Annotated in this window: 16 protein-coding genes; 14 read left to right on the top strand and 2 right to left on the bottom strand. The window is 61.5% G+C overall.

Going from position 1 to position 19,739, the window contains the following annotated elements:
• The first annotated feature begins 77 nt into the window (after positions 1 to 77).
• From AAHE99_RS03700 to AAHE99_RS03685, 4 genes are all read left to right on the top strand, one after another.
• Complete coding sequence (locus AAHE99_RS03700) at positions 78 to 1,388, top strand: TolC family protein (RefSeq protein ID WP_342114532.1); 1,311 nt, start codon at positions 78 to 80, stop codon at positions 1,386 to 1,388.
• Complete coding sequence (locus AAHE99_RS03695) at positions 1,385 to 2,869, top strand: efflux RND transporter periplasmic adaptor subunit (protein ID WP_342114530.1); 1,485 nt, start codon at positions 1,385 to 1,387, stop codon at positions 2,867 to 2,869. The genes AAHE99_RS03700 and AAHE99_RS03695 overlap by 4 nt, the downstream gene beginning before the upstream one ends.
• Positions 2,866 to 5,988: an efflux RND transporter permease subunit gene (locus AAHE99_RS03690; protein ID WP_342114527.1), complete on the top strand. Its 3,123-nt coding sequence runs from the start codon at positions 2,866 to 2,868 to the stop codon at positions 5,986 to 5,988. Before AAHE99_RS03695 ends, AAHE99_RS03690 begins: the two co-directional genes overlap by 4 nt.
• Before the next feature lie 603 nt (positions 5,989 to 6,591).
• Entirely contained in the window at positions 6,592 to 6,927 is a 336-nt protein-coding gene (locus tag AAHE99_RS03685) for a four-helix bundle copper-binding protein (protein ID WP_342114525.1), read from the top strand.
• A 207-nt stretch (positions 6,928 to 7,134) separates the two neighbouring features.
• On the opposite strand, the gene AAHE99_RS03680 is transcribed toward AAHE99_RS03685, so the two are convergent.
• Complete coding sequence (locus AAHE99_RS03680) at positions 7,135 to 7,266, bottom strand: hypothetical protein (protein WP_342114523.1); 132 nt, start codon at positions 7,264 to 7,266, stop codon at positions 7,135 to 7,137.
• A gap of 699 nt (positions 7,267 to 7,965) precedes the next feature.
• On the opposite strand from AAHE99_RS03680, the gene AAHE99_RS03675 reads away from it, so the two are divergent.
• The 5 genes from AAHE99_RS03675 to AAHE99_RS03655 are packed head-to-tail and all read left to right on the top strand — an operon-like array spanning position 7,966 to position 12,390.
• On the top strand, positions 7,966 to 9,336 hold the full coding sequence (locus tag AAHE99_RS03675; RefSeq protein ID WP_342114521.1) for a TolC family protein: 1,371 nt from the start codon (positions 7,966 to 7,968) through the stop codon (positions 9,334 to 9,336).
• Positions 9,337 to 9,346: 10 nt separating this feature from the next.
• Positions 9,347 to 10,738, top strand: coding sequence for a copper oxidase (locus tag AAHE99_RS03670; protein WP_342114519.1), 1,392 nt, complete (start codon positions 9,347 to 9,349; stop codon positions 10,736 to 10,738).
• A gap of 33 nt (positions 10,739 to 10,771) precedes the next feature.
• On the top strand, positions 10,772 to 11,110 hold the full coding sequence (locus AAHE99_RS03665; protein ID WP_446728891.1) for a copper-binding protein: 339 nt from the start codon (positions 10,772 to 10,774) through the stop codon (positions 11,108 to 11,110).
• Between the two features lie 18 nt (positions 11,111 to 11,128).
• Positions 11,129 to 11,497, top strand: coding sequence for a copper resistance CopC family protein (locus AAHE99_RS03660; RefSeq protein ID WP_342114515.1), 369 nt, complete (start codon positions 11,129 to 11,131; stop codon positions 11,495 to 11,497).
• A complete protein-coding gene (locus AAHE99_RS03655; protein ID WP_342114513.1) occupies positions 11,494 to 12,390 on the top strand; it encodes a CopD family protein in 897 nt (298 codons plus the stop codon). Before AAHE99_RS03660 ends, AAHE99_RS03655 begins: the two co-directional genes overlap by 4 nt.
• Positions 12,391 to 12,394: 4 nt before the next feature.
• Here AAHE99_RS03655 and AAHE99_RS03650 read toward each other — a convergent pair whose 3' ends face one another.
• Complete coding sequence (locus tag AAHE99_RS03650) at positions 12,395 to 13,222, bottom strand: substrate-binding periplasmic protein (RefSeq protein ID WP_342114510.1); 828 nt, start codon at positions 13,220 to 13,222, stop codon at positions 12,395 to 12,397.
• Between the two features lie 184 nt (positions 13,223 to 13,406).
• On the opposite strand from AAHE99_RS03650, the gene AAHE99_RS03645 reads away from it, so the two are divergent.
• From AAHE99_RS03645 to AAHE99_RS03625, 5 genes are all read left to right on the top strand, one after another.
• On the top strand, positions 13,407 to 13,607 hold the full coding sequence (locus AAHE99_RS03645) for a heavy-metal-associated domain-containing protein (protein ID WP_342114508.1): 201 nt from the start codon (positions 13,407 to 13,409) through the stop codon (positions 13,605 to 13,607).
• A gap of 164 nt (positions 13,608 to 13,771) precedes the next feature.
• Entirely contained in the window at positions 13,772 to 14,200 is a 429-nt protein-coding gene (locus AAHE99_RS03640; protein ID WP_342114506.1) for a hypothetical protein, read from the top strand.
• A gap of 165 nt (positions 14,201 to 14,365) precedes the next feature.
• On the top strand, positions 14,366 to 17,053 hold the full coding sequence (locus AAHE99_RS03635) for a TonB-dependent receptor (RefSeq protein WP_342114504.1): 2,688 nt from the start codon (positions 14,366 to 14,368) through the stop codon (positions 17,051 to 17,053).
• A gap of 62 nt (positions 17,054 to 17,115) precedes the next feature.
• Positions 17,116 to 17,808 (top strand): PepSY domain-containing protein, encoded by a 693-nt coding sequence (locus tag AAHE99_RS03630; protein ID WP_342114502.1) that lies wholly within the window; start codon positions 17,116 to 17,118, stop codon positions 17,806 to 17,808.
• The gene (locus AAHE99_RS03625) at positions 17,805 to 19,631 is read left to right on the top strand and encodes a 2Fe-2S iron-sulfur cluster-binding protein (protein ID WP_342114501.1); all 1,827 of its coding nucleotides are present in this window, start codon (positions 17,805 to 17,807) and stop codon (positions 19,629 to 19,631) included. Before AAHE99_RS03630 ends, AAHE99_RS03625 begins: the two co-directional genes overlap by 4 nt.
• Positions 19,632 to 19,739 lie beyond the last annotated feature (108 nt).

The raw sequence follows: 19,739 nt of genomic DNA, 5'->3' as shown, positions 1-19,739 counted from the left end.
TCCTGATTGCCTGAATTGACATCGCGTCGGCCCGTGCGGGTTACGCGTAGATATTTTAATTGCAATCTGGAGGTTTCATGTTTTCCCTCATCAATTTGTCGCTGCGGCGACGAGTGGCGCTCGCATGCTTGCTCGCTTTTGGAGCCACCATGGCGACAGCGGCGCCGCGGTCGCTGACGTTGGCGCAAGCGCAGGCGCGCGCTCTTGAGCGCTCACGTCAGTTAGCAGCTCGCGGCCATGCGATTGCCGCTGCCGACGATATGACCGTGGCTGCCGCGCAGTTACCTGATCCCGTCCTGAAGGCTGGTATCGACAATCTTCCCGTAGGCGGCCCCGAGCGCTTCAAGCTGGGGGCAGACTTCATGACCATGCGAAGGATCGGCATCATGCAGGAGCTCACGAGCAGTGAGAAGCAGCGCTGGCGCGCGCTCCGTTTCGCGCGCGAAGCCGACCGAAGCCGGGCGGAAGCTGCCGTCGTGACGGCTGCCATTGAGCGCGATACGGCGATCGCGTGGCTGGACCGCTACTACCTCGACCGTATGCTCCGTGAGCTGACGGAGCAGACGAGGCAGGCCCGCGACGAGATTGCCGCAGCCCAGGCGGCGTTCCGAGGTGGCCGCAGCACTCCGGCATCGGTGTTGGAGGCGCGTGTCGCGCTACTTGCCTTGGAAAACCGCGCGTCCGAACTGGAAGGCCAGGCGCGTTCTGCAGCCATCATGTTGGCGCGCTGGACGGACCTGCCCGTAGACACGGTACTGACAGGCGAGCCGGATACGAGTGCGGTCAGCATCGACCCGGGATCGCTTGACGTGACGCTTGCGCACCATCCCAAGGTGGCCGTGCTGGCGCGGCAGGCCGACCTGGCCCAGGCCGAGGCGGAACTGGCGCGCGCTAACCGTCACGCCGACTGGAGCGTGGAGATCGCGCTGCAGCAACGCGGGTCCGGTTATCCGAATATGGTGTCGTTTGGCGTGTCGGTGCCCCTCCAGTGGGACCGGAAGCGGCGCCAGGATCGTGAAACATCGGCCAAGCTGGCGGAGGCGGATCAGGCGCAAGCCGAGCGCGACGAAGCCCTGCGCGAACACATCGCCGAAGTACGGGGCCAACTGGCTGAATGGCAGTCGGGGCGCACCCGGATCGCACGCTACCGGCAGGAGCTGGTGCCGTTGGCCAGCGAACGCACCGCTTCGGTACTAGCGGCGTACCGGGGCGGCAAGGCCAGCCTGGTCGACGTGCTTTCGGCGCAGCGCGCCGAAAGCGAACTGCGCCTGCAGGCACTACAGCTGGAACGTGAAAACGCGCGAGTGTGGGCGCAGCTGACCTTCATCGCTCCCATCTCGGCTTCGGCGCAGGACGGCGCTGTAACTCTTAAGCGAGTCAATCCATGACAAACAAAAACGTAGTTTTGGCGCTGGCGATCGCTGCCATCCTGGCAGTCGCTGGCGTCTTCGGTGCCTACCAGCTCGGCAAACGGTCGGCCGCGTCTGCTGCTGCGCCAGTGGCAGGCGAACGCAAACCACTGTATTGGCATGACCCAATGGTCCCTGGCCAGAAATTCGACAAACCCGGCAAGTCGCCGTTTATGGATATGCAGCTTGTGCCTGTGTATTCCGACGACGCGGGCGATAGCGGGGGTGTCAGCATCAGCCCGCGGGTACAGCAGAACCTGGGCGTGCGTACGGTCGCCGTGACGCGCGCAGCGCTGCCGCAGGCGCTGTCGGCCGTCGGTAATGTCGCCTTCAATGAACAGGACGTGACGGTCGTGCAGGCACGTGCCAATGGATTCGTGGAGCGGGTACTCGTGCGCAGTCCTCTCGAGTTGGTGCGCAAGGGGCAGGCGTTGGCGGAAGTGACGATGCCTGAATGGATCGCCGCGCAGGAAGAGTTCCTCGCCGTGCGGCAAATGCAGTCCGCCAGCGCCGCCATGATTGACGGGGCGCGGCAGCGCATGCGCCTGGCCGGGATGCAAGAGCAGCAGATCCGACAGGTCGAATCAGGAGGGCGCGTGCAGACGCGCCAGACGCTGACAGCGCCGAGTAGCGGCGTAGTCACCGAGTTGTTGGTGCGCGAAGGCATGGCTGTCGCCATGGGGGCGCCGCTCTACCGCATCAACGGCCTGGAATCGGTTTGGGTTAACGCGGAACTGCCGGAAAGTGTGCTGGCCCGGGTGGCGCCTGGAAGCAAGGTGACGGCACGTACAACGGCAGAGCCAGGGCAGGAGTTGAGCGGTAAAGTTGCGGCCATCCTGCCCGAGGTTAACCCGGCTACGCGTACGGTGCGCGCCCGGATCGTCCTGTCCAACCCGGGTGGACGCCTGATGCCGGGAATGTTCGTGACGATGGACTTTGCCGCGCGCAATGCGGCGCCGGTCCTGCTGGTCCCAACGGAGGCGGTGATCCGTACCGGCACGCGTAGCGTGGTGATGCTGGAGCAGGGCGCGGGCAAGTTCGCGCCGGTGCAGGTGGAACTGGGTGCTGAAGCCAACGGTCAGTCGGAAATCCGTGCGGGGCTGCAGGAGGGGCAGAAGGTTGCGGTCTCGGGTCAGTTCCTGATTGACTCGGAAGCGAGCCTGAAAGGCAGCACCCAGCGCATGGAAGGCGCCGTGACTGCCATGACGCACCAGGGGGAAGGGCTGGTGGAATCGATCGACAAGGAAGAGATCACGCTATCGCATGGCCCCATCGCCACGATGAAGTGGCCTGCCATGACCATGGGGTTCAAGCTGCCGCGCGGCGGTGTACCTGTTGGTGTGGCAGCTGGAACGCGGGTCACCTTCCGCTTTGTCCAGCGTGCCGACGGCAGCTTTGAGGTAACACAGATGGCGCCCGTCGCGGCTGGCGACGCGCACCAGCATGGAGAACGCAAATGATCGCCCAACTGATCCTGTGGTCGATCCGCAACCGTTTCCTGGTGCTATTGGCGTCGGCAATGCTGGCGGGGTGGGGTGTCTGGGCGTTGCAACGCACGCCACTTGATGCGATACCTGACTTGTCCGACGTGCAGGTGATCATCCGCACGAGCTATCCGGGCCAGGCGCCGCAAATCGTGGAGAACCAGGTGACCTACCCGCTAACGACCATGATGCTGTCGGTGCCAGGGGCACGCACCGTGCGCGGCTACTCCTTCTTCGGTGATTCGTTCGTCTATGTGCTTTTCGAAGACGGTACCGATCCATACTGGGCGCGCTCGCGCGTGCTGGAATACCTGAACCAGGTACAGGCGCGGCTGCCCGCGCAGGCGCGTGCATCTCTGGGACCCGATGCGACCGGCGTTGGGTGGGTCTTCGAGTATGCGCTAGTGGACCGCAGCGGTAAGCATGACCTGTCCCAACTGCGCGCCTTGCAGGACTGGTTCCTCAAGTACGAGTTGAAGGCGGTACCCAATGTAGCCGAAGTGGCGAGCCTGGGCGGCATGGTGCGGCAGTACCAGGTTGTCCTTGATCCTGCGCGGCTGCGGGCCTACAACCTTACGCACGGCAAGGTGATCGAGGCAATCCGGCGCGCCAACCAGGAGACTGGTGGATCGGTGCTGGAGATGGCGGAAGCCGAGTACATGGTGCGTGCGTCGGGCTACCTGCGCACGCTGGACGACTTCCGTCAGATTCCCCTGAGTGCCAGCGAATCTGGTGTGGCAGTGCGGCTGGGCGACGTAGCGACGATTCAGCTCGGCCCCGAAATGCGGCGCGGGATCGCCGACCTCAATGGCGAGGGCGAAGTGGCGGGCGGCGTGGTGGTCATGCGGTCGGGGAAGAATGCCCTGGAGACCATCGACGCCGTCAAGGGGAAGCTGGCCGCGTTGAAGGCCAGCCTGCCATCCGGGGTCGAGGTCGTGCCGGTGTATGACCGCTCTAACCTGATCCGGCGCGCGGTGACCAATCTGGAGCACAAGCTGCTGGAAGAATTCGTTGTGGTCGCCGTGGTGTGCGCGCTGTTCCTGTTCCACTTGCGCTCCGCACTGGTAGCGATTGTGTCGCTGCCACTTGGCATCCTGGCGGCATACCTCATCATGCACTACCAGGGTGTGAATGCCAACATCATGTCGCTGGGCGGGATTGCTATTGCCATTGGCGCCATGGTCGATGCGGCGGTGGTCATGATCGAGAACGCGCACAAGCATATCGAAGCGTGGCGCCATGCACACCCAGACGGTGTTCTCGAAGGTGAAGAGCATTGGCGGGTGATCGGCGTGGCGGCGGCGGAGGTGGGGCCGGCCCTGTTCTTCTCTTTGCTGATCATTGTGCTGTCCTTCGTGCCGGTGTTCACACTGGAAGCCCAGGAAGGGCGGTTATTCGCACCGCTGGCCTTCACCAAAACCTACGCGATGGCGGCGGCGGCAGGCTTGGCGGTAACCTTGATTCCGGTCTTGATGGGATACTTGATTCGAGGCCGCATACCGGATGAGCATGCCAATCCGCTGAACCGCTGGCTGATTGCCGCCTATCGACCACTGCTCGTGCGGGTGCTGGCCTGGCCTAAAGCGACGTTGGCGCTGGCCGCCGCGCTGGCGGTGTTGTCGTTGTGGCCCCTGCTGCATCTTGGTGGCGAGTTCATGCCGCCGCTGGACGAAGGGGATTTGTTGTACATGCCGTCGGCATTGCCCGGCCTGGGGGCAGGCAAAGTGCAGCAGCTGCTGCAGCAAACCGACCGCTTGATCAAGACGGTGCCGGAGGTGCACAGTGTGTTCGGCAAAGCGGGCCGCGCCGAATCGGCGACCGACCCGGCGCCACTTGAGATGTTCGAGACCACCATCCAGTTCAAGCCGCGCGACCAGTGGCGGGCCGGAATGACACCGGACAAGCTGGTGGCGGAGCTGGACCGCGTGGTCAAAGTCCCGGGACTGGCCAATATCTGGGTGCCGCCGATCCGGAACCGCATCGACATGCTGGCGACCGGGATCAAGAGTCCGGTCGGGATCAAAGTCGCGGGTACCAGCCTGCAAGAGATCGACCGCATTGCCAGCGCGATTGAGCAGGCGGTAAAGCCAGTCTCCGGCGTCTCCTCCGCTCTGGCGGAACGGCTCAATGGCGGGCGCTATGTGGATATCAGCATCGACAGGGGGGCGGCAGGACGTTATGGCCTGAATATCGACGAGGTGCAAAGCATCATTTCCAGTGCTGTTGGCGGCGACAATATCGGCGAGACGGTTGAGGGGTTGCAGCGCTTCCCGATCAATGTGCGCTATCCACGCGAGTTGCGCGATTCGTTGCAAAGCCTGCGCGACTTGCCCCTGTTGACGGAACGCGGCGCGCAGTTGCGTCTATCGGATGTGGCCTCTGTGCGTATCAGTGACGGTCCGCCCATGCTGCGTAGCGAGAATGCGCGTCTGTCTGGGTGGGTGTACGTTGACATTCACGGACGAGACTTGAGCTCGGCGGTACGTGAGATGCAACGGGTGGTCGCCAGTCAAGTCACTTTACCACCTGGGTATTCCATATCCTGGTCTGGCCAGTTCGAATACCTGGAGCGCGCCACGGCGCGGCTCAAGGTGGTGGTGCCCGCAACGTTGCTAATCATCTTTGTGCTGTTGTACCTGACCTTCCGGCGCGTCGATGAGGCGCTGCTGATCATGGCGACGTTGCCCTTCGCCTTGGCTGGAGGCATCTGGCTGTTATGGGCGTTGGGGCATAACCTGTCGGTTGCCTCGGGCGTTGGCTTTATTGCGCTGGCAGGTGTTGCGGCCGAGTTTGGCGTAATCATGATCCTGTACCTCAAGCATGCCTGGGAGCCGCGCCCGCAACATAATGAACCTGGGCTGCTTTCGGCGATCATGGAAGGGGCCGTGATGCGGGTCCGGCCCAAGGCCATGACGGTTGCCGTCATCATTGCGGGTCTTGTGCCGATCATGATCGGAGGCGGCACCGGATCGGAAGTGATGCAACGGATAGCGGCGCCCATGGTCGGCGGCATGATCACGGCACCGTTGCTGTCGATGTTCGTGGTGCCGGCGGCCTATCTTCTATTGCGGCGACGACGCTTGCAGAAAGCATAGGAATTGTGAAGGAACCGGCGCGCGAAATGGGGACTCATTTCCGCGCGGAACCGTGTCGCGCGAAACCTGTGTGCGCTGTAATCTATGGCGATGAACCGTCGGCTTCGAACATGGCTACTGTGTTTGTTGATGGTGTGCGTGCCGCTGCAAGGGCTTGCGGCCGCCACCGGGGGATGTTGTGACCGAACGCAACAGCGCACTGGCTTGTTGATCCGCATTTCCTCCGTCGCTGAGACGCAGAAGGAGCCATGTCACAAAGCTCGCGCGGAGGGTGCGGGGAGTTCTGCCGTGCAGGATATGCAGTTGAAACCTTGCCATCCTTGTATGTCATGTGGACTAGGACCGGCGGCGCCACCACCACTTATTGAGCTGCCGCTCGCCCAGGGGGCGCAACCAGATGTCACCGTCGCTGCGCCTGTCTCATTTGAAAGCCATATCACTCCTTGCCCGAAACCCCCGCCTAAGCGTGGCTGCTAGCAAGCCAACTCCAAGACAACACTGGCGCATGCCTGCCTCCACTCGCGGCAGGGCAAGCCATTTCGGCCGCGCCCTCTGGTCACAACGCCAGAAATCTCGAAGAACACGATCTAAAGGAGTAAAACCATGAACCAGCTCGACGTCCAATCATGTATTGATGCCTGCAATCGCTGCGCAGATGCTTGCGACCACTGCGCTGCATCCTGTCTGCGTGAAGAGGATATGCAAATGATGGCTAAATGTATCGCCAATGATATCGATTGCGCCCAGGTTTGCCGCCTGGCAGCGGCAGTCATGGCCCGTGCCAGCATCCACGCCTCAGCATTCTGCCGGCTATGCGCCCAAGTCTGCACCGCTTGTGCGGAAGAGTGCGGCAAGCACCGGATGGATCATTGCCAGCGTTGTGCGCAGGCGTGCCGCGATTGCGCAGCCGCTTGCCAGAAGATGGGCACTGCGGCGTAGCGACGACGCGGACTGGCCGGCTACGTTTCGGTCCGGTCCGCGGCGCGATCGGTGGTTGGGCTGGAGCGGTCGGCACGCCCGGGAAAGAACTTGTCGAAAAGGCACTGGAAGGTGCAGGGTGGCTGCGCGCATGTCGCGCATTCACCTTGACCTTCCTGTCATGGGAAGGTGTAGAGTGATCTTGTTGCTGCGGTTCCTTGATTTAGGTTAAGATTTCCCTCCATGCGTATCTTGCTCCATTACTTGCTGGTATTCGTCATCGCAGTCCTGCCTTTGCAGGGTGGCGCGATTGCGGCCATGCCAGCCGGCGCCGCCATGGCGACGGAGCATCATGCTCATATGGCAATGCAATCTGAGGCCGGACCAGCCGACATGGCTGGTATGGCGGAGTGTTGCCATGAGGGTGACCAGATCGCCAAGGTGGGAAGTCCCCACGCCAAGTGCAACAGCAGCGCCAACTGCTGTGTCGGTGCCGTCGCGCCGCCAAGTGCATTGGCTGGCCTTTCCGGCCACTTTACTTCTCTCAGTGCCTGGTCTTCGCGCGAACCCGCGATGACCGCATTCGTCCCGCCTACACTCGAACGCCCCCCTCGGCTCGCCTGCTGACCGCAGTCGTTGCGGACGCTGTTCCGCCTCCCGCTGGCTCGCGCCAGCCGCTTTGACCTATTGAGATCGTCATGAAGACTATTCGATTACTGCCGCTGGCAGTAGCCGCAGTGTCGCTTGCCGCATCCGCGCAGTCCGCAAGGCCCTTGCCTGCGGTGGCGGATCCGGCTGCGCCTGTAGCGCCCCTGATATACCAATCCGTATTTTCCGATAGTGGGAAGCGGATGGAAGACCAGTCGACCCCGGACCAACTGTGGGTCGACGCCAACCGACAGGTCGCCGGAAGCGCAGCAGCTGGGCACGCCGGCCACAGCGATCATGTGATGGCACCGCCGGCTACGCCCGTCGCCGCAACGCCTGTGGTACCGAAAGAAGCCAAGCCTGCGACCAACAAGCATGACGGGCACCATGCACCGGCGAAGGAGAAGTGACATGGCAACTGTACTGATTCCCATCCTGCGTCGGACAGCGATCGGCGTGTCTGTGCTCGTATTGGCGGGCTGCGCGAACTTCTCAGCCGACGGCGGCTATGGCGAAGTATCGCGCTTGACCCAGGAACGCGTTGGTCAGCCTGTAGTGCTGGCGAAAACCACTGCCGACGGAGACCAGCGCACCTCCGACGAAGTACGCGTACTGCTGGCGCAACCGTTGACGGCGGACGCAGCAGTGAAGATTGCGCTGATGAACAATCCCGCTTTGCGGACCAGCCTTGCGGAGCTTGGTGTCTCCGAAGCGCAGTTCGTCCAGGCCGGCCGGATGCGCAATCCTGGCTTTAGCTTCGGCAAGATGCGTGGCGGCGACGAGGTGGAGATCGAGCGCAGCGTCTCGTTCGATGTGATCGGACTGTTGACGCTGCCAACCCGGTCCGGTATTGAGAAGCGACGATTCGAACAAGCCAAGCTGATGGCCGCGGGGCAGGCGGTTCAGTTGGCCAACGCCACCCGCAAAGCGTACTTTACTGCGGTGGCCGCCGCCCAGTCGGCCGCCTTTGCCGAGCAAGTCCGGGGTGCTGCGGAAGCGTCGGTGGAGCTGGCCGACCGGATGACCAAGGTTGGCAACTGGAGCAAACTGGACCAGGCGCGCGAGCGGGCTTTTTATCAGGATACGCAGACGCAATTGGCACGCGCACGCCACGAGGCAACGGCCACGCGTGAGCAGTTGGTCCGCCTCTTGGGCCTGTGGGATGCGCAGCAGTCGTTGCAATTGCCAGATCGCCTGCCGGACTTGCCGACCGATCTGCGCGATGGGCGGGATGCGGAAGCCCAGGCCATGGCGCAACGTCTCGACGTGCTGATCGCGCGGCGGGACGTGGAAGCGACGGCGTCCGCGCTGGGACTGACGCGAGCCACACGCTTCATCAATGTGCTCGATGCTGGCTATGCAAACAAGAGCACCAACGGCGCCCCGCGCGAGAATGGCTACGAGATTTCCCTCGAACTGCCGATCTTCGACTGGGGTGGCGCACGGGTGGCCGAGGCGCAGGGCCTGTACATGCAAGCGGTGCACCGCACTGCGGACAAGGCGGTCCGGGCGCGCTCCGAAGTGCGCGAAGCCTATTCCGCCTACCGTACCACTTACGATATCGCGCGGCACTACCGAGACGACGTGGTGCCGCTGCGCAAGAAGATCTCGGACGAGGTCCTGTTGCGTTACAACGGGATGCTGGCCAGCGTCTTCGAGTTGCTGGCCGACGCGCGCGAACAACTCAGCAGTGTCAACACCGCCATTGAAACCCAGCGCGATTTTTGGATCGCCGACACCGCGCTGCAGGCCGCCATCAATGGCGCCGGCGCCAACGAATAAGGACCATGCAATGATTTCCCGACGAGATTTCTTTAAAGGTGCAGGCGCCGTGGCTGTCAGCGCCACCGCCATCAGCAAGGCGGGCGCCGCAACCTTGCCCGAAGCCGTCATCATGGACGGCGCGAAAACCATCGTGCCGCCTCCGCCACCCAACGGCCGTCCCTTCAGCCCGGTTGTTACACTCAACGGCTGGTCTTTGCCATGGCGCATGAATAATGGCGTCAAGGAGTTTCACTTGATTGCCGAACCGGTGGTGCGCGAGTTCGCACCGGGCATGAAGGCCAACTTGTGGGGCTATAACGGCCAATCGCCAGGCCCGACCATTGAGGTAGTGGAAGGCGATCGGGTGCGGATCTTCGTGACCAACAGGCTCCCGGAACATACCAGCGTGCACTGGCATGGCCAGCGCCTGCCGAATGGCATGGACGGTGTGACGGGGCTGAACCAGCCGGGCATCGCGCCGGGCAAGACCTTTGTCTACGAATTTGTGGCGCGCCGCCCTGGCACCTTTATGTATCACCCGCATGCCGACGAAATGACGCAGATGGCGATGGGCATGATGGGTTTTTGGATCACCCATCCGAAAGACCCTTCGTTCATGGCCGTCGACCGTGACTTCGTCTTCCTGCTCAGCGCCTACGATATCGAGCCGGGCAGCTATACGCCGAAGACCAACACGATGCTCGACTTCAATCTGTGGACGTTCAACAGCCGCGCGTTCCCTGGGATCGATCCGATGGTGGTGCGCCAGGGTGACAAGGTACGCATCCGCGCGGGCAATCTGACCATGACGAACCATCCTATCCATCTGCATGGCCACGAGTTTGTCGTGACCGGGACCGATGGCGGCTGGACGCCGCCGGCCTCGCGCTGGCCGGAGGTGACGACCGACGTGGCCGTGGGGCAGATGCGGGCCATTGAGTTCATTGCCAGCGAGCCGGGCGACTGGGCGTTCCACTGCCATAAGTCGCACCATACGATGAACGCCATGGGGCACGATGTGCCGAACCTGATCGGCGTCGATCATCGCGGTGTTGCCGAACGAATCAACAAGATCGTGCCGGACTACATGGTGATGGGCGATAAAGGTGGCTCTATGGACGGCATGGAAATGCCGCTGCCGGAAAACACCCTGCCGATGATGACAGGGGAGGGCCCGTTTGGCGGCGTTGAAATGGGCGGCATGTTCACCGTGCTCAAAGTGCGCAAGAACCAGAAGCGCGGCGACTATAGTGATCCGGGCTGGTACCAGCATCCTGCCGGTACGGTCGCCTACGAATGGACCGGCAGCTTGCCCGAACCGCAGCGTTCGCGCGACGCGGGCGGCAAGCTGATGCCGTTGAAGTACCCGAAAGACGTTGAAGTCAACGTCCGCAAACCCGCTGGCCACAGCCAGCATTGAATCAACCATATTAGGAGAATAGCGATGAAATCGATGACCAACACCCTGCGTGCAACTGCGCTCGTTTGCGCCACCCTGATGGGCGCTCCGGCCCTGGCACAGCATAGTGACCATGACCATGCTGCGCATTCCGCTCCTGCGGCTGCTGCCGATACCACGGACGGCGAAATCAAAAAGGTGGACAAAGAAGCCAAGAAACTCACCATCAAGCACGGCGAACTTAAGAACATGGGCATGGGTGCCATGACCATGGTGTTCCGCGTCAAGGATCCGGCCATGCTGGAGAAGGTGAAGGCCGGCGACAAGGTCAAGTTCACGGTGGAGAAGGTGAACGGCGCCCTGACCGTCACGGCCCTGGACGGCGCGAAGTAAGGCGTGCGAGATCACATCATGAAGACATTACGATCTTTGATCGCCGGGGGCGCACTACTGGCAACTGCCGTGGCCAGTCCCTTGGCAGCTGCGCACGCCGTGCTGAAAGCATCGGAGCCGCAGTCCGGCGCGGTGCTTGCAGCGCCGCCCCAGCACATCGTGCTTACCTTCAACGAGAAGATCGAGCCCGCCTTTACCAGTGTCACGGTCAGCAACGCCAAGGGAGATAAGGTAAGTGCCGGCAAGGCGGTGCCGGACGCTGGAAACCCAGCGGCGGTCAAACTGGCCGTGCCAGCGCTTGGCGCCGGCGCCTATACGGTGAAATGGGCGGTCGCCGGCCACGATGGGCATCGCCGTACCGGCGAGTTCAAGTTCACGGTGAAATGATGGATCCGGTCCTGATGTTGCAGGCGATGGCGGCTTTCATGCTGTCGGTCGGTTATTGCTGGCTGGTAGGCTCTCTGATTGCACGACGTTGGCTGGTGGGCCGCGCTGGCGGCGGAGACGCGGTCCGACAGTTGCGGACCTTTGACCTGTGGGCATCGGGACTGGCTATCGTAGGCGCACTGCTGGTGCTAATGGCTGGAGCTGCGGCGATGAGTGGTCTGCCGCTGGCCGATGCGTACCAGGCTTTGCTGCCGATGCTGGGTACGGATTTCGGGCGCACGGGTTGCGTCGTCCTGCTCGCACTTATCGCACTCTTTGGGCTCCGATGGTTTGCACCGTCGGGAGCCTGGTGGTCCGTTGAACTAGGTGGGCTGTTGTTGCTGACCTTCGCTCGTGCGTCGATGGGGCATGCTGGGGAGGCAGGGTTGTTGACGGCAACTCATGTGATGGAGGCGCTGCACCTGGCGTCTATCGGCGCCTGGCTCGGCATTGTCCTGGTGTCGGCAGGACCCGCGCTGGCGCCCAGCGCGCCAATGGTTGTCGATGGTGGGGATGCCAATCGCTACCTCGCGCGCATGTCCGACGCGGCGATGGTGGCCGTATTAGTCGTCGCGGTGACAGGAGCCTACAACGGTTGGCATCGTATCGGCAGCGTCGGCGCGCTGCTGCCTGCCAATGGTTATGTGATGGCCTTAACGGTTAAGCTGTCCATGGTTGCCGTGGCCCTGTGTCTGGGGGGCTTTAACAAGCTGTTCGGTCTGCCAATGGTTGTGCGGGATCCGCGCGCACAGACAACTGTGCGGGCATTGCTGCAGATCGAAGCGGTGGTCTTGCTGGCGGCATTGTTCGCGGCGTCGTGGTTGACTATCCTGGCGCCGCCTACGGCGGCCTGACGGCTTACTTCAAGCGGGACGCGCCACTCTGAGGTGCTTGTGCCGTCGCCAGGGTGCGGTATTTCTGTTCGATCGCCCGGCGCCTGGCCTGGAAGCCCGGCGTTTTCATTGCTGCCTCAAGTGTGGCGAGCAGCTGCTCGCCGCCGCTGTATGACCTGCGTACGCCAATGTGGAATGGCACCTGACTATTAGGGATGAAGTCGACTTTACGAATCGCGAGCTGCTTGCGGTAGCCGAGCATATTCGAATAGTAGATTGCCTGCTCGACCGGCATGATGAAGAAGTCGCCGGTCTTGCGCTGGTAGGCCATATGCATGATTGCCGCTGGGTTATGCACGCTATAGCGGGAAATGAATGGAGGAACGTTCTCCTTCTCCCATGCCACCATGTCCTGGCTGATAAACACTAAGCTGCGCAGATCTTCGAAACTGTTGGCAGCGAGGATCTTGTCGGCGTTGCTGTTGCCGGCGCGGTAGACGAGGTTGCCATAATCGAGCGTGAATACCGCTTGCCGCGTGAACTCCGCGTATTTCCGGCGATCCTGCGAAGGGAAGGTCAGGAACAGGTCCATCTGGTGATTCTGCAGCAGCCATTGTGCTCGTGCCCATGGATAGGCGTTGAATTCGGCGCGATAGCCAGGGGCCTGCTCGAACAAGGCTTCCAGCATTTCTCGGAACATGCCATTGGCCTGGCCATGCTCCATAAAGCTGATGGGAGGCATGGCATCGGACAGGGCAATGCGAACCGGGACGGTTCCGGCAGCAGTCGAGCGCATGGCGCTGCACAGGAACAAACCCAACACAAGGATGCTACGGCGGTGGAAATTGGTCATTGGGTCTGGGGCGGGAAATCATGGGCGCTTGCAGGCACGATGCTACACGATTTGCAAAGACGCCGGGAAGGACTGACTGCTGGATCCTGCCTATCCCGGCGGGAGAATGGGGCGGGTGCCGGGCTTGACCTTCCCACCGTGGCAAGCCAGATACTGGGTGCTCCAATCATTTAGGAGTGACATTATGATCACATTAGAAGTGCAGGACATGACGTGCGGCGGTTGTGCGGGCAAAGTAGGGCGCGCAATCAAGGCTGTCGATGACGAAGCGACTTTCGAGATCGACCTAGCGCAGCGTACCGTGCTGGTGTCATCGACAGTGTCAGTAGCGGATATTTGCACCACGCTGGCCGAGGCGGGCTTCCCGGCGAAGCATCGAGACTGACGAGGATTCCACCTGCAAGGTGAGGCAGCCGGGGCACCTGACTTCGCCCCGGCTGCCGTCCGGCCGTATCAAACACGCATAGTGTCTTATCCAGGAAACATAGAGGCAGCCAATTCAGAACGCGCGCTTTTGCTTCATTGAAAAACCATGTTAGACTGAAAATCATGAATCGTTTCGTCAAGACATGGTTGTTGTGGTTGCTGATGCTTGCGCTCCCGGCGCAGGCACAGATCAGCGTCGCGCAACTTTCTTGCGATATTGGCCACCAGCGTCAACCAAGTGGGCACACCATGAAGGTTGGGCATGCGGGCTACGCAAAAGTCTCGCAGCGGGTGAAACGCCAGAAGGCGACAATGGGCCGGCACGGCACCAAGCAAATCAAGAAGGTTGTCAAAGCACCGGCGCAGGAAGCGGATCAGAGTGTGTGCGGTCCCTGCGTGACGTGTTGCGGTGCTTATGCCGCGCTGCCTAACTTGAGCGGCAATCCCGCACCTTGGGAAATTTCGAGGCCGTATCTCGCAGTGCTGCCGGTATCTCACGTCGGCTATATCCCAGAGGGGTTAGAACGCCCCCCGCGTCAGCATTTCTCCTAAGCACAACTGACTAGACGGTTCCCCGCCGTCGTCCGGGTCAGCTATTCCAGAAAAAGACGTCGCGCACATTGCGCGGCAGTGGAGTCGCCCTAGCGCTACGCATCGATTGTTGTGGCCAGGGCTGAAATGATGCGAAAGGAAGTTCCGATGTTGAAGCAAAAGACCATGGCAACCGCCATTCAAGCTGTATTGGCCGCAGGCGTTGCACTCAATGCCACCGCACAAACCCAGAATGCAGGCAAGGATGTTGAACAGGTGGTGATCACCGGCAGCCACCTGAGCCTGAACCGCTCCATGATGACAGGCATCGGTGCCGTCACGGTGATCGACAAGGACGCCATCGAGCGCTCGGGAGCCACGTCGGTGGATACCCTGCTGCAGCGCATGTCGGCCTCGGCTGGTTTTGCCGGTAACCAGACCAACGCCTACTGGGGCGAAAACGGTTACGGCACCACGCAAGTGAATCTGCGCGGCCTTGGCTCGAACCGCACGCTGGTACTTATCAACGGCCGCCGCGTGGTCAGTGGCGGCACAGGCGCCAACAGCTCGGTGGATTTGAACATGATCCCCGTGGCGATGATCCAGCGCATGGAAGTGCTGAAGGATGGCGCCTCCGCAATCTACGGCGCCGACGCTGTGGCGGGCGTGGTCAACCTGATCACCAAGAAGGGCTTCGACGGCCTGGAAATGACGGCACGTTACGGCCAGACCACCCGCGATGATGCGCGCGACAAGGCAGCGAACCTGGCGTGGGGCATCAACGGTGAGCGTGGCAGCCTGATGGCCGCGCTCGACTACACCGACAGCGGTACAGTCAACATGGCCGACCGTGCCCCGTGTGGCCTGGGCGAAGCCGATGGCAAACTGGTATGCGTGGGTAGCTCGTCCACCATCGGTGGTCGTGGCGTGCTGGCCGATGGGACTCGTGTCAATTTCAACCAGACACCGGGCGGAAATGGCAACTTCTATGAGCGCTACAATGGCGACAAGCACAACTACAACAGCAATCCATCGCTGAATGCTGTCAACCCGATCAAACGCCTGAGCTTCAGCACATTCGGTACCCTGAATCTCGACGGTGACAAACACCTGTTCACGGAACTGATGTACACCAACCGCCGCTCCCAGCAGCTGGCGACGCCAGGTGCACTGGGCGTCTACCGTCCGATCAATATTGCAGCCAACCATCCGACCAATCCGACTGGCCAGAATGTGCTGCTGCAGCGCCGCCGCCTTGAGGAAGCCGGCGTGCGCCACTTCCTGCAGGAGGTCGATACTACGCGCGTGGTGGTCGGCATGGATGGCAAGATCGGCGAGCACTGGGACTGGAACGTCGCGGCTAACTATGGGCGCAACACTGGCGTCAGCACCACAACCAACGTCGCCAACCTGGACCGCGTTGACCAGACCCTGAATCGCGCAGTCTGCAGTACGGCGGCCAATGCAACGATCCCCTGCGCCGATTACCTGGGCTTTGGCGATGTGACGCCACAAGTGCTGCGTTACATCATGTCCGATCTGCGCGATAACGGTGGCAACGAACAGAAGAGCTTGACAGCCAATGTACGCGGCCGCTTGTTTACCTTGCCTGCTGGCGACGTGGGTTTCGCTTCGGGTGTGGAGCTGCGCCGTGATCGTGGCTGGCTTGATCCTGACCAGATGACGGTGTCGGGCATTGCCAATACCAACCAGCAAAGCGCTATTGCCGGCGACTACGACGCGAAGGAAGTGTTCGCCGAAGCTGCTATTCCGCTGCTCGACAAGCACTGGCTGGCGGACTCGCTGGCCTTGAATACGGCAGTGCGCTACTCGAAGTACAAGCTCTTTGGTTCCAACACGAGCTATAAAGCGGGTGTCGATTGGCAGGTGCGTCCCGCGCTGAAACTGCGCGCCAATTATTCGACGGCGTTCCGCATCCCAAGCATTCCTGAACTGTATGGCGGTACGGCGGAAGGCAATCTGACGACGACCGATCCTTGCAGCAACTGGAGCGCGCTGCCGGCGTCGTCGGTCATTGCTACGAACTGCAAGGCGGCGGGCGTGCCCGTTGGCTACAAGCAGCTGGGCAATACGGTGCTCACGACGTCGGGCGGAAACCTGAACCTGAAACCGGAGGATGCCCGCACCTTTACGGCTGGCGCCGTCTGGACCCCGGACTTTGCCCGCGATCTGGTCCTGACGGTCGACTACTTCCGCTTCAAGATCACCGATGCAATTGCGCGCGTCGACGGCTCTACCAAGCTGCGCGCTTGCTATGAATCCACGGGACGTAGCCACCTGTTCTGCAGCAGCGAGCACTTCACTCGTAACAGCCTCACCGGTGAGGTGGACTTCCTGTCCGCTCAGCCTGCCAATGCTGCGCATGAGAACATTTCGGGCCTCGACCTGGGTGGCCTGTACACCTTCCAGTTCGCCGGATACAAGGCTTCGCTGAATGCCGAAGCGTCGTATCTGAAGAATTATGATGTCACGCCATTCGAAGGCGGTGAAACGCTTGCGTATGCCGGCAAGATCACCGGCGGGCGCGGTAGTTTCACCAAGTGGCGCTCGTTCGACACGTTGACGGTGTCGCGTGGTGAATGGTCGGGTTCGTACAGCCTGCAATACATCGGCAAGGCAACCGACCTGAATGCAAGTGCGGGCGACATCGGTGACCATGCGCCGAGCGTGACCTACCATAACTTGCAGTTCAAGCGCACGTTTGGCAAGTCCATGACACTGGCTTTCGGTATCGACAACCTGTGGGACAAGAAGGCTCCGTTCATTCAGAGCTGGACCGACGCCAACACCGACACGATGACCTACGATTTGCTGGGTCGTCGTTGGCACGTCAAACTGAGCTATCGCATGTAAGCTAGCGGCCCTGTGGTGTACTTCACCACAGGGCCAGCTCGGCACGGATTACTGAGGATTTTATGAAACAAGCATTTTGGTCACGCCGCTTACACAAGTGGCTCGGCCTGCTGGTTGGCATCCAGGCGCTGTTCTGGATGGCGAGCGGGCTATACATGACGGCAATCTCGATCGACGTCATCCATGGCGACCACCTGGCCCATGCCGAGCGCCCACCGGTGGAGGCGAAGGCAGTGGGGATACAGCCAGCCCAGTTGGCCGCGCAGTTTCCGACGATGACAGGCTTTCGGCTGAAACGGTTGCTGGAAGCGGAAGTATATGAGGTCAAGCACGCTGATGGCATCAGTCTGGTCGACGCCTGGAACGGCAAGCGCCTCGAACCGCTTGACCAGCAGCGCGCGCAGCGCGTGGCGCTGGAAGCGTACCAAGGCGAGGGCGGGTTGAAGCAGATGAGCCTCCTGCAAGAGCTGCCGCAGGAAGTGGCCTCTCGCAAGGCGCCTTTATGGCGCGCCGACTTCGAGGATGACGACTTCACCACACTGTGGATCTCGCCCACTACAGGCGAAGTCATTGCGAAACGCCATACTTTGTGGCGAGTATTCGACTTCTTATGGATGTTGCACATCATGGATTACGACAAGCGCACCGATGTCAATAACACGCTGCTGCGCGTGGCCTCCGTGGCCGGAACCCTGTTTGCGTTAAGTGGCCTCTGGCTGCTTTGGTTCACCGTGCGCCGGAGGACTGCCCGATGACTCCGCTGCTGCGAAAACTACATAAATGGGTTGGCCTTCTGGTGGGATTGCAGTTCCTGCTCTGGTTGGCCAGCGGCCTGGTCATGAGCCTTTTCGACCACCATGTGGTCGCGGGGCAGGCACATCGTGCACCCGCCAAGCCGCTAGCCGTTTGGCCAGCGGCGGAACTGATGCCGCCGGCTACGATCCTGGCTGCTGCGAAGGCGCCGGTCGAATCGCTTGACAGCCACTGGCTGGCGCAGGTGCCGGCCTACCGCCTGAAAAATAGCGAAGGCACCTGGTTGGTCGATGCGCGCAGTGGGCAGCCGCTGCAAGTGACGGCTGGACACGCGCTCGAAGTGGCGCGTGCAGACTATAAGGGGGCCGGTAAGCCAGGCACGCCGCAACTTCAGAAACAGCCGACACTCGAAACGCGCAAACATTCAGGTCCGAGCTGGCGCGTGGACTTCGACGACGAAGATGCAACCACGATCTATGTGTCGGCCGAAGACGGACGTATCCTGGAACGCCGCAATGCGACCTGGCGCCTGTTCGATATTGCCTGGATGTTGCACATCATGGATTACAGCGGCCGCGAGGATTTCAATAACTCGCTGGTGGTGCTGGCTGCCGGGGCGGGATTGTGGATGGCGCTGACTGGTCTCTGGTTGCTGTGCACCAGCGTGCGGTTGCACGAGTTCGTGCCGGCGCGCTGGCTGCCGCCTAAACACATCACCGTGCTGGACGAGGCTGGCAAACGGCTGGGAATCGTCAAGAGCCATGTGGGCGACTCGGTGTTCGATGCCCTGGCGCGATCCGGCATCCAACTGCCATCCAACTGCGGCGGTGGCCAGAGCTGCGGTTTGTGCGAAGTCCGGGCCTGTCACCAAGCGCCAGCGGCGTCCTCGTCCGATATGGAGCACATCGCCGAGCAGCGTGTGCGGCGTGGCCATCGGTTAGCCTGCGGCATGGTGGTGGAAGGGGACATGGAGATTGCTGTCAGCCACGGTGCCGCGCTGATGGTCAGCCGGGAAGCCGTTGTGGAGCAGGTCACTGCCATTACGCCGTTCCTGCGCGAAATCGTATTGCGCCCTGACCAGAAGGCTGGGCCTGAGTTCCGGCCGGGCAGCTATGTGCAGTTGCAGATCCCGCGCTACAAATTGGCCGTGAGTGATATTCATTTGCCGGAACATCATCATGACGATTGGAAGGCAATCTCACTGCCTTCAGTATTGCGCTCCAAAGCGGGATTGCGCCGTTCATATTCGCTGTCCAAACCTCCCGCGCAAGCGGGTGGCTGCCTGTCCTTGCTGGTCCGATTCACGCCGGGCATGCTGGGTAGCGGCCACGCACCTGGCAAGGGCTCGTCGTATGTGTATTCGCTCAAGCCTGGCGATAGGGTAACGTTCAATGGACCGTTCGGCGAATTTGCTTTGCGCAAAGGACGCAATGAGAAGATCTTCATCGGCGGCGGGGCAGGCATGGCGCCGCTGCGGGCAATGATCCATTCGCTGCTGGCATCGGGCGCGTCGGAACCGATCCACTTCTGGTATGGCGCGCGCAGTGAGCGCGATGTGCCATACCGGGAAGAGTTCGATGAGCTGGCGCGGCGTCACGCCAACTTCTCGTGGCATGTGGTGTTGTCCGACGGCGACGGCGGCGGAGCCTATCCTTTGCAAGGCATGGTGCATCAGGTGGTTATGGACGAGTTCCTGCGCCATCACACGAATGCCCGCGAAAGTGATTTTTATGTCTGCGGCCCCCCGGCGATGCTCCACGCTACGCGTGAGATGTTGAAGGAGTTTGGAGCCCAGCGCGTCGCATTTGATGATTTTAAGATTTAGTGCGGTATTCCGAGTACTGCCATGACGTTAACCGGCTGGCATACTCGGCATTTCTCGCTTGGGATTGCGACGAGGGTGGCCCCACCGGGCTTGCCCTCACCATTGGCA

This window comes from Pseudoduganella sp. OTU4001 (assembly GCF_038440195.1).
Lineage (GTDB): Bacteria > Pseudomonadota > Gammaproteobacteria > Burkholderiales > Burkholderiaceae_D > Rugamonas.
This window is presented reverse-complemented; position numbering and strand designations above follow the sequence as displayed.

What these genes read in the sequence shown, in the direction of transcription:
- AAHE99_RS03665 (WP_446728891.1), top strand. Translation starts at nt 10,772, where the DNA reads ATGACCAACACCCTGCGTGCAACTGCGCTCGTTTGCGCCACCCTGATG.
- AAHE99_RS03685 (WP_342114525.1), top strand. Translation starts at nt 6,592, where the DNA reads ATGAACCAGCTCGACGTCCAATCATGTATTGATGCCTGCAATCGCTGC.
- AAHE99_RS03675 (WP_342114521.1), top strand. Translation starts at nt 7,966, where the DNA reads ATGGCAACTGTACTGATTCCCATCCTGCGTCGGACAGCGATCGGCGTG.
- AAHE99_RS03645 (WP_342114508.1), top strand. Translation starts at nt 13,407, where the DNA reads ATGATCACATTAGAAGTGCAGGACATGACGTGCGGCGGTTGTGCGGGC.
- AAHE99_RS03680 (WP_342114523.1), bottom strand. Translation starts at nt 7,266, where the DNA reads ATGAGCATGATGCTCCGTCGCCATGGCGGCGCCGGCTGGCATGGCCGC.
- AAHE99_RS03660 (WP_342114515.1), top strand. Translation starts at nt 11,129, where the DNA reads ATGAAGACATTACGATCTTTGATCGCCGGGGGCGCACTACTGGCAACT.
- AAHE99_RS03655 (WP_342114513.1), top strand. Translation starts at nt 11,494, where the DNA reads ATGATGGATCCGGTCCTGATGTTGCAGGCGATGGCGGCTTTCATGCTG.
- AAHE99_RS03695 (WP_342114530.1), top strand. Translation starts at nt 1,385, where the DNA reads ATGACAAACAAAAACGTAGTTTTGGCGCTGGCGATCGCTGCCATCCTG.
- AAHE99_RS03700 (WP_342114532.1), top strand. Translation starts at nt 78, where the DNA reads ATGTTTTCCCTCATCAATTTGTCGCTGCGGCGACGAGTGGCGCTCGCA.
- AAHE99_RS03650 (WP_342114510.1), bottom strand. Translation starts at nt 13,222, where the DNA reads ATGACCAATTTCCACCGCCGTAGCATCCTTGTGTTGGGTTTGTTCCTG.
- AAHE99_RS03640 (WP_342114506.1), top strand. Translation starts at nt 13,772, where the DNA reads ATGAATCGTTTCGTCAAGACATGGTTGTTGTGGTTGCTGATGCTTGCG.
- AAHE99_RS03635 (WP_342114504.1), top strand. Translation starts at nt 14,366, where the DNA reads ATGGCAACCGCCATTCAAGCTGTATTGGCCGCAGGCGTTGCACTCAAT.
- AAHE99_RS03670 (WP_342114519.1), top strand. Translation starts at nt 9,347, where the DNA reads ATGATTTCCCGACGAGATTTCTTTAAAGGTGCAGGCGCCGTGGCTGTC.
- AAHE99_RS03690 (WP_342114527.1), top strand. Translation starts at nt 2,866, where the DNA reads ATGATCGCCCAACTGATCCTGTGGTCGATCCGCAACCGTTTCCTGGTG.
- AAHE99_RS03630 (WP_342114502.1), top strand. Translation starts at nt 17,116, where the DNA reads ATGAAACAAGCATTTTGGTCACGCCGCTTACACAAGTGGCTCGGCCTG.
- AAHE99_RS03625 (WP_342114501.1), top strand. Translation starts at nt 17,805, where the DNA reads ATGACTCCGCTGCTGCGAAAACTACATAAATGGGTTGGCCTTCTGGTG.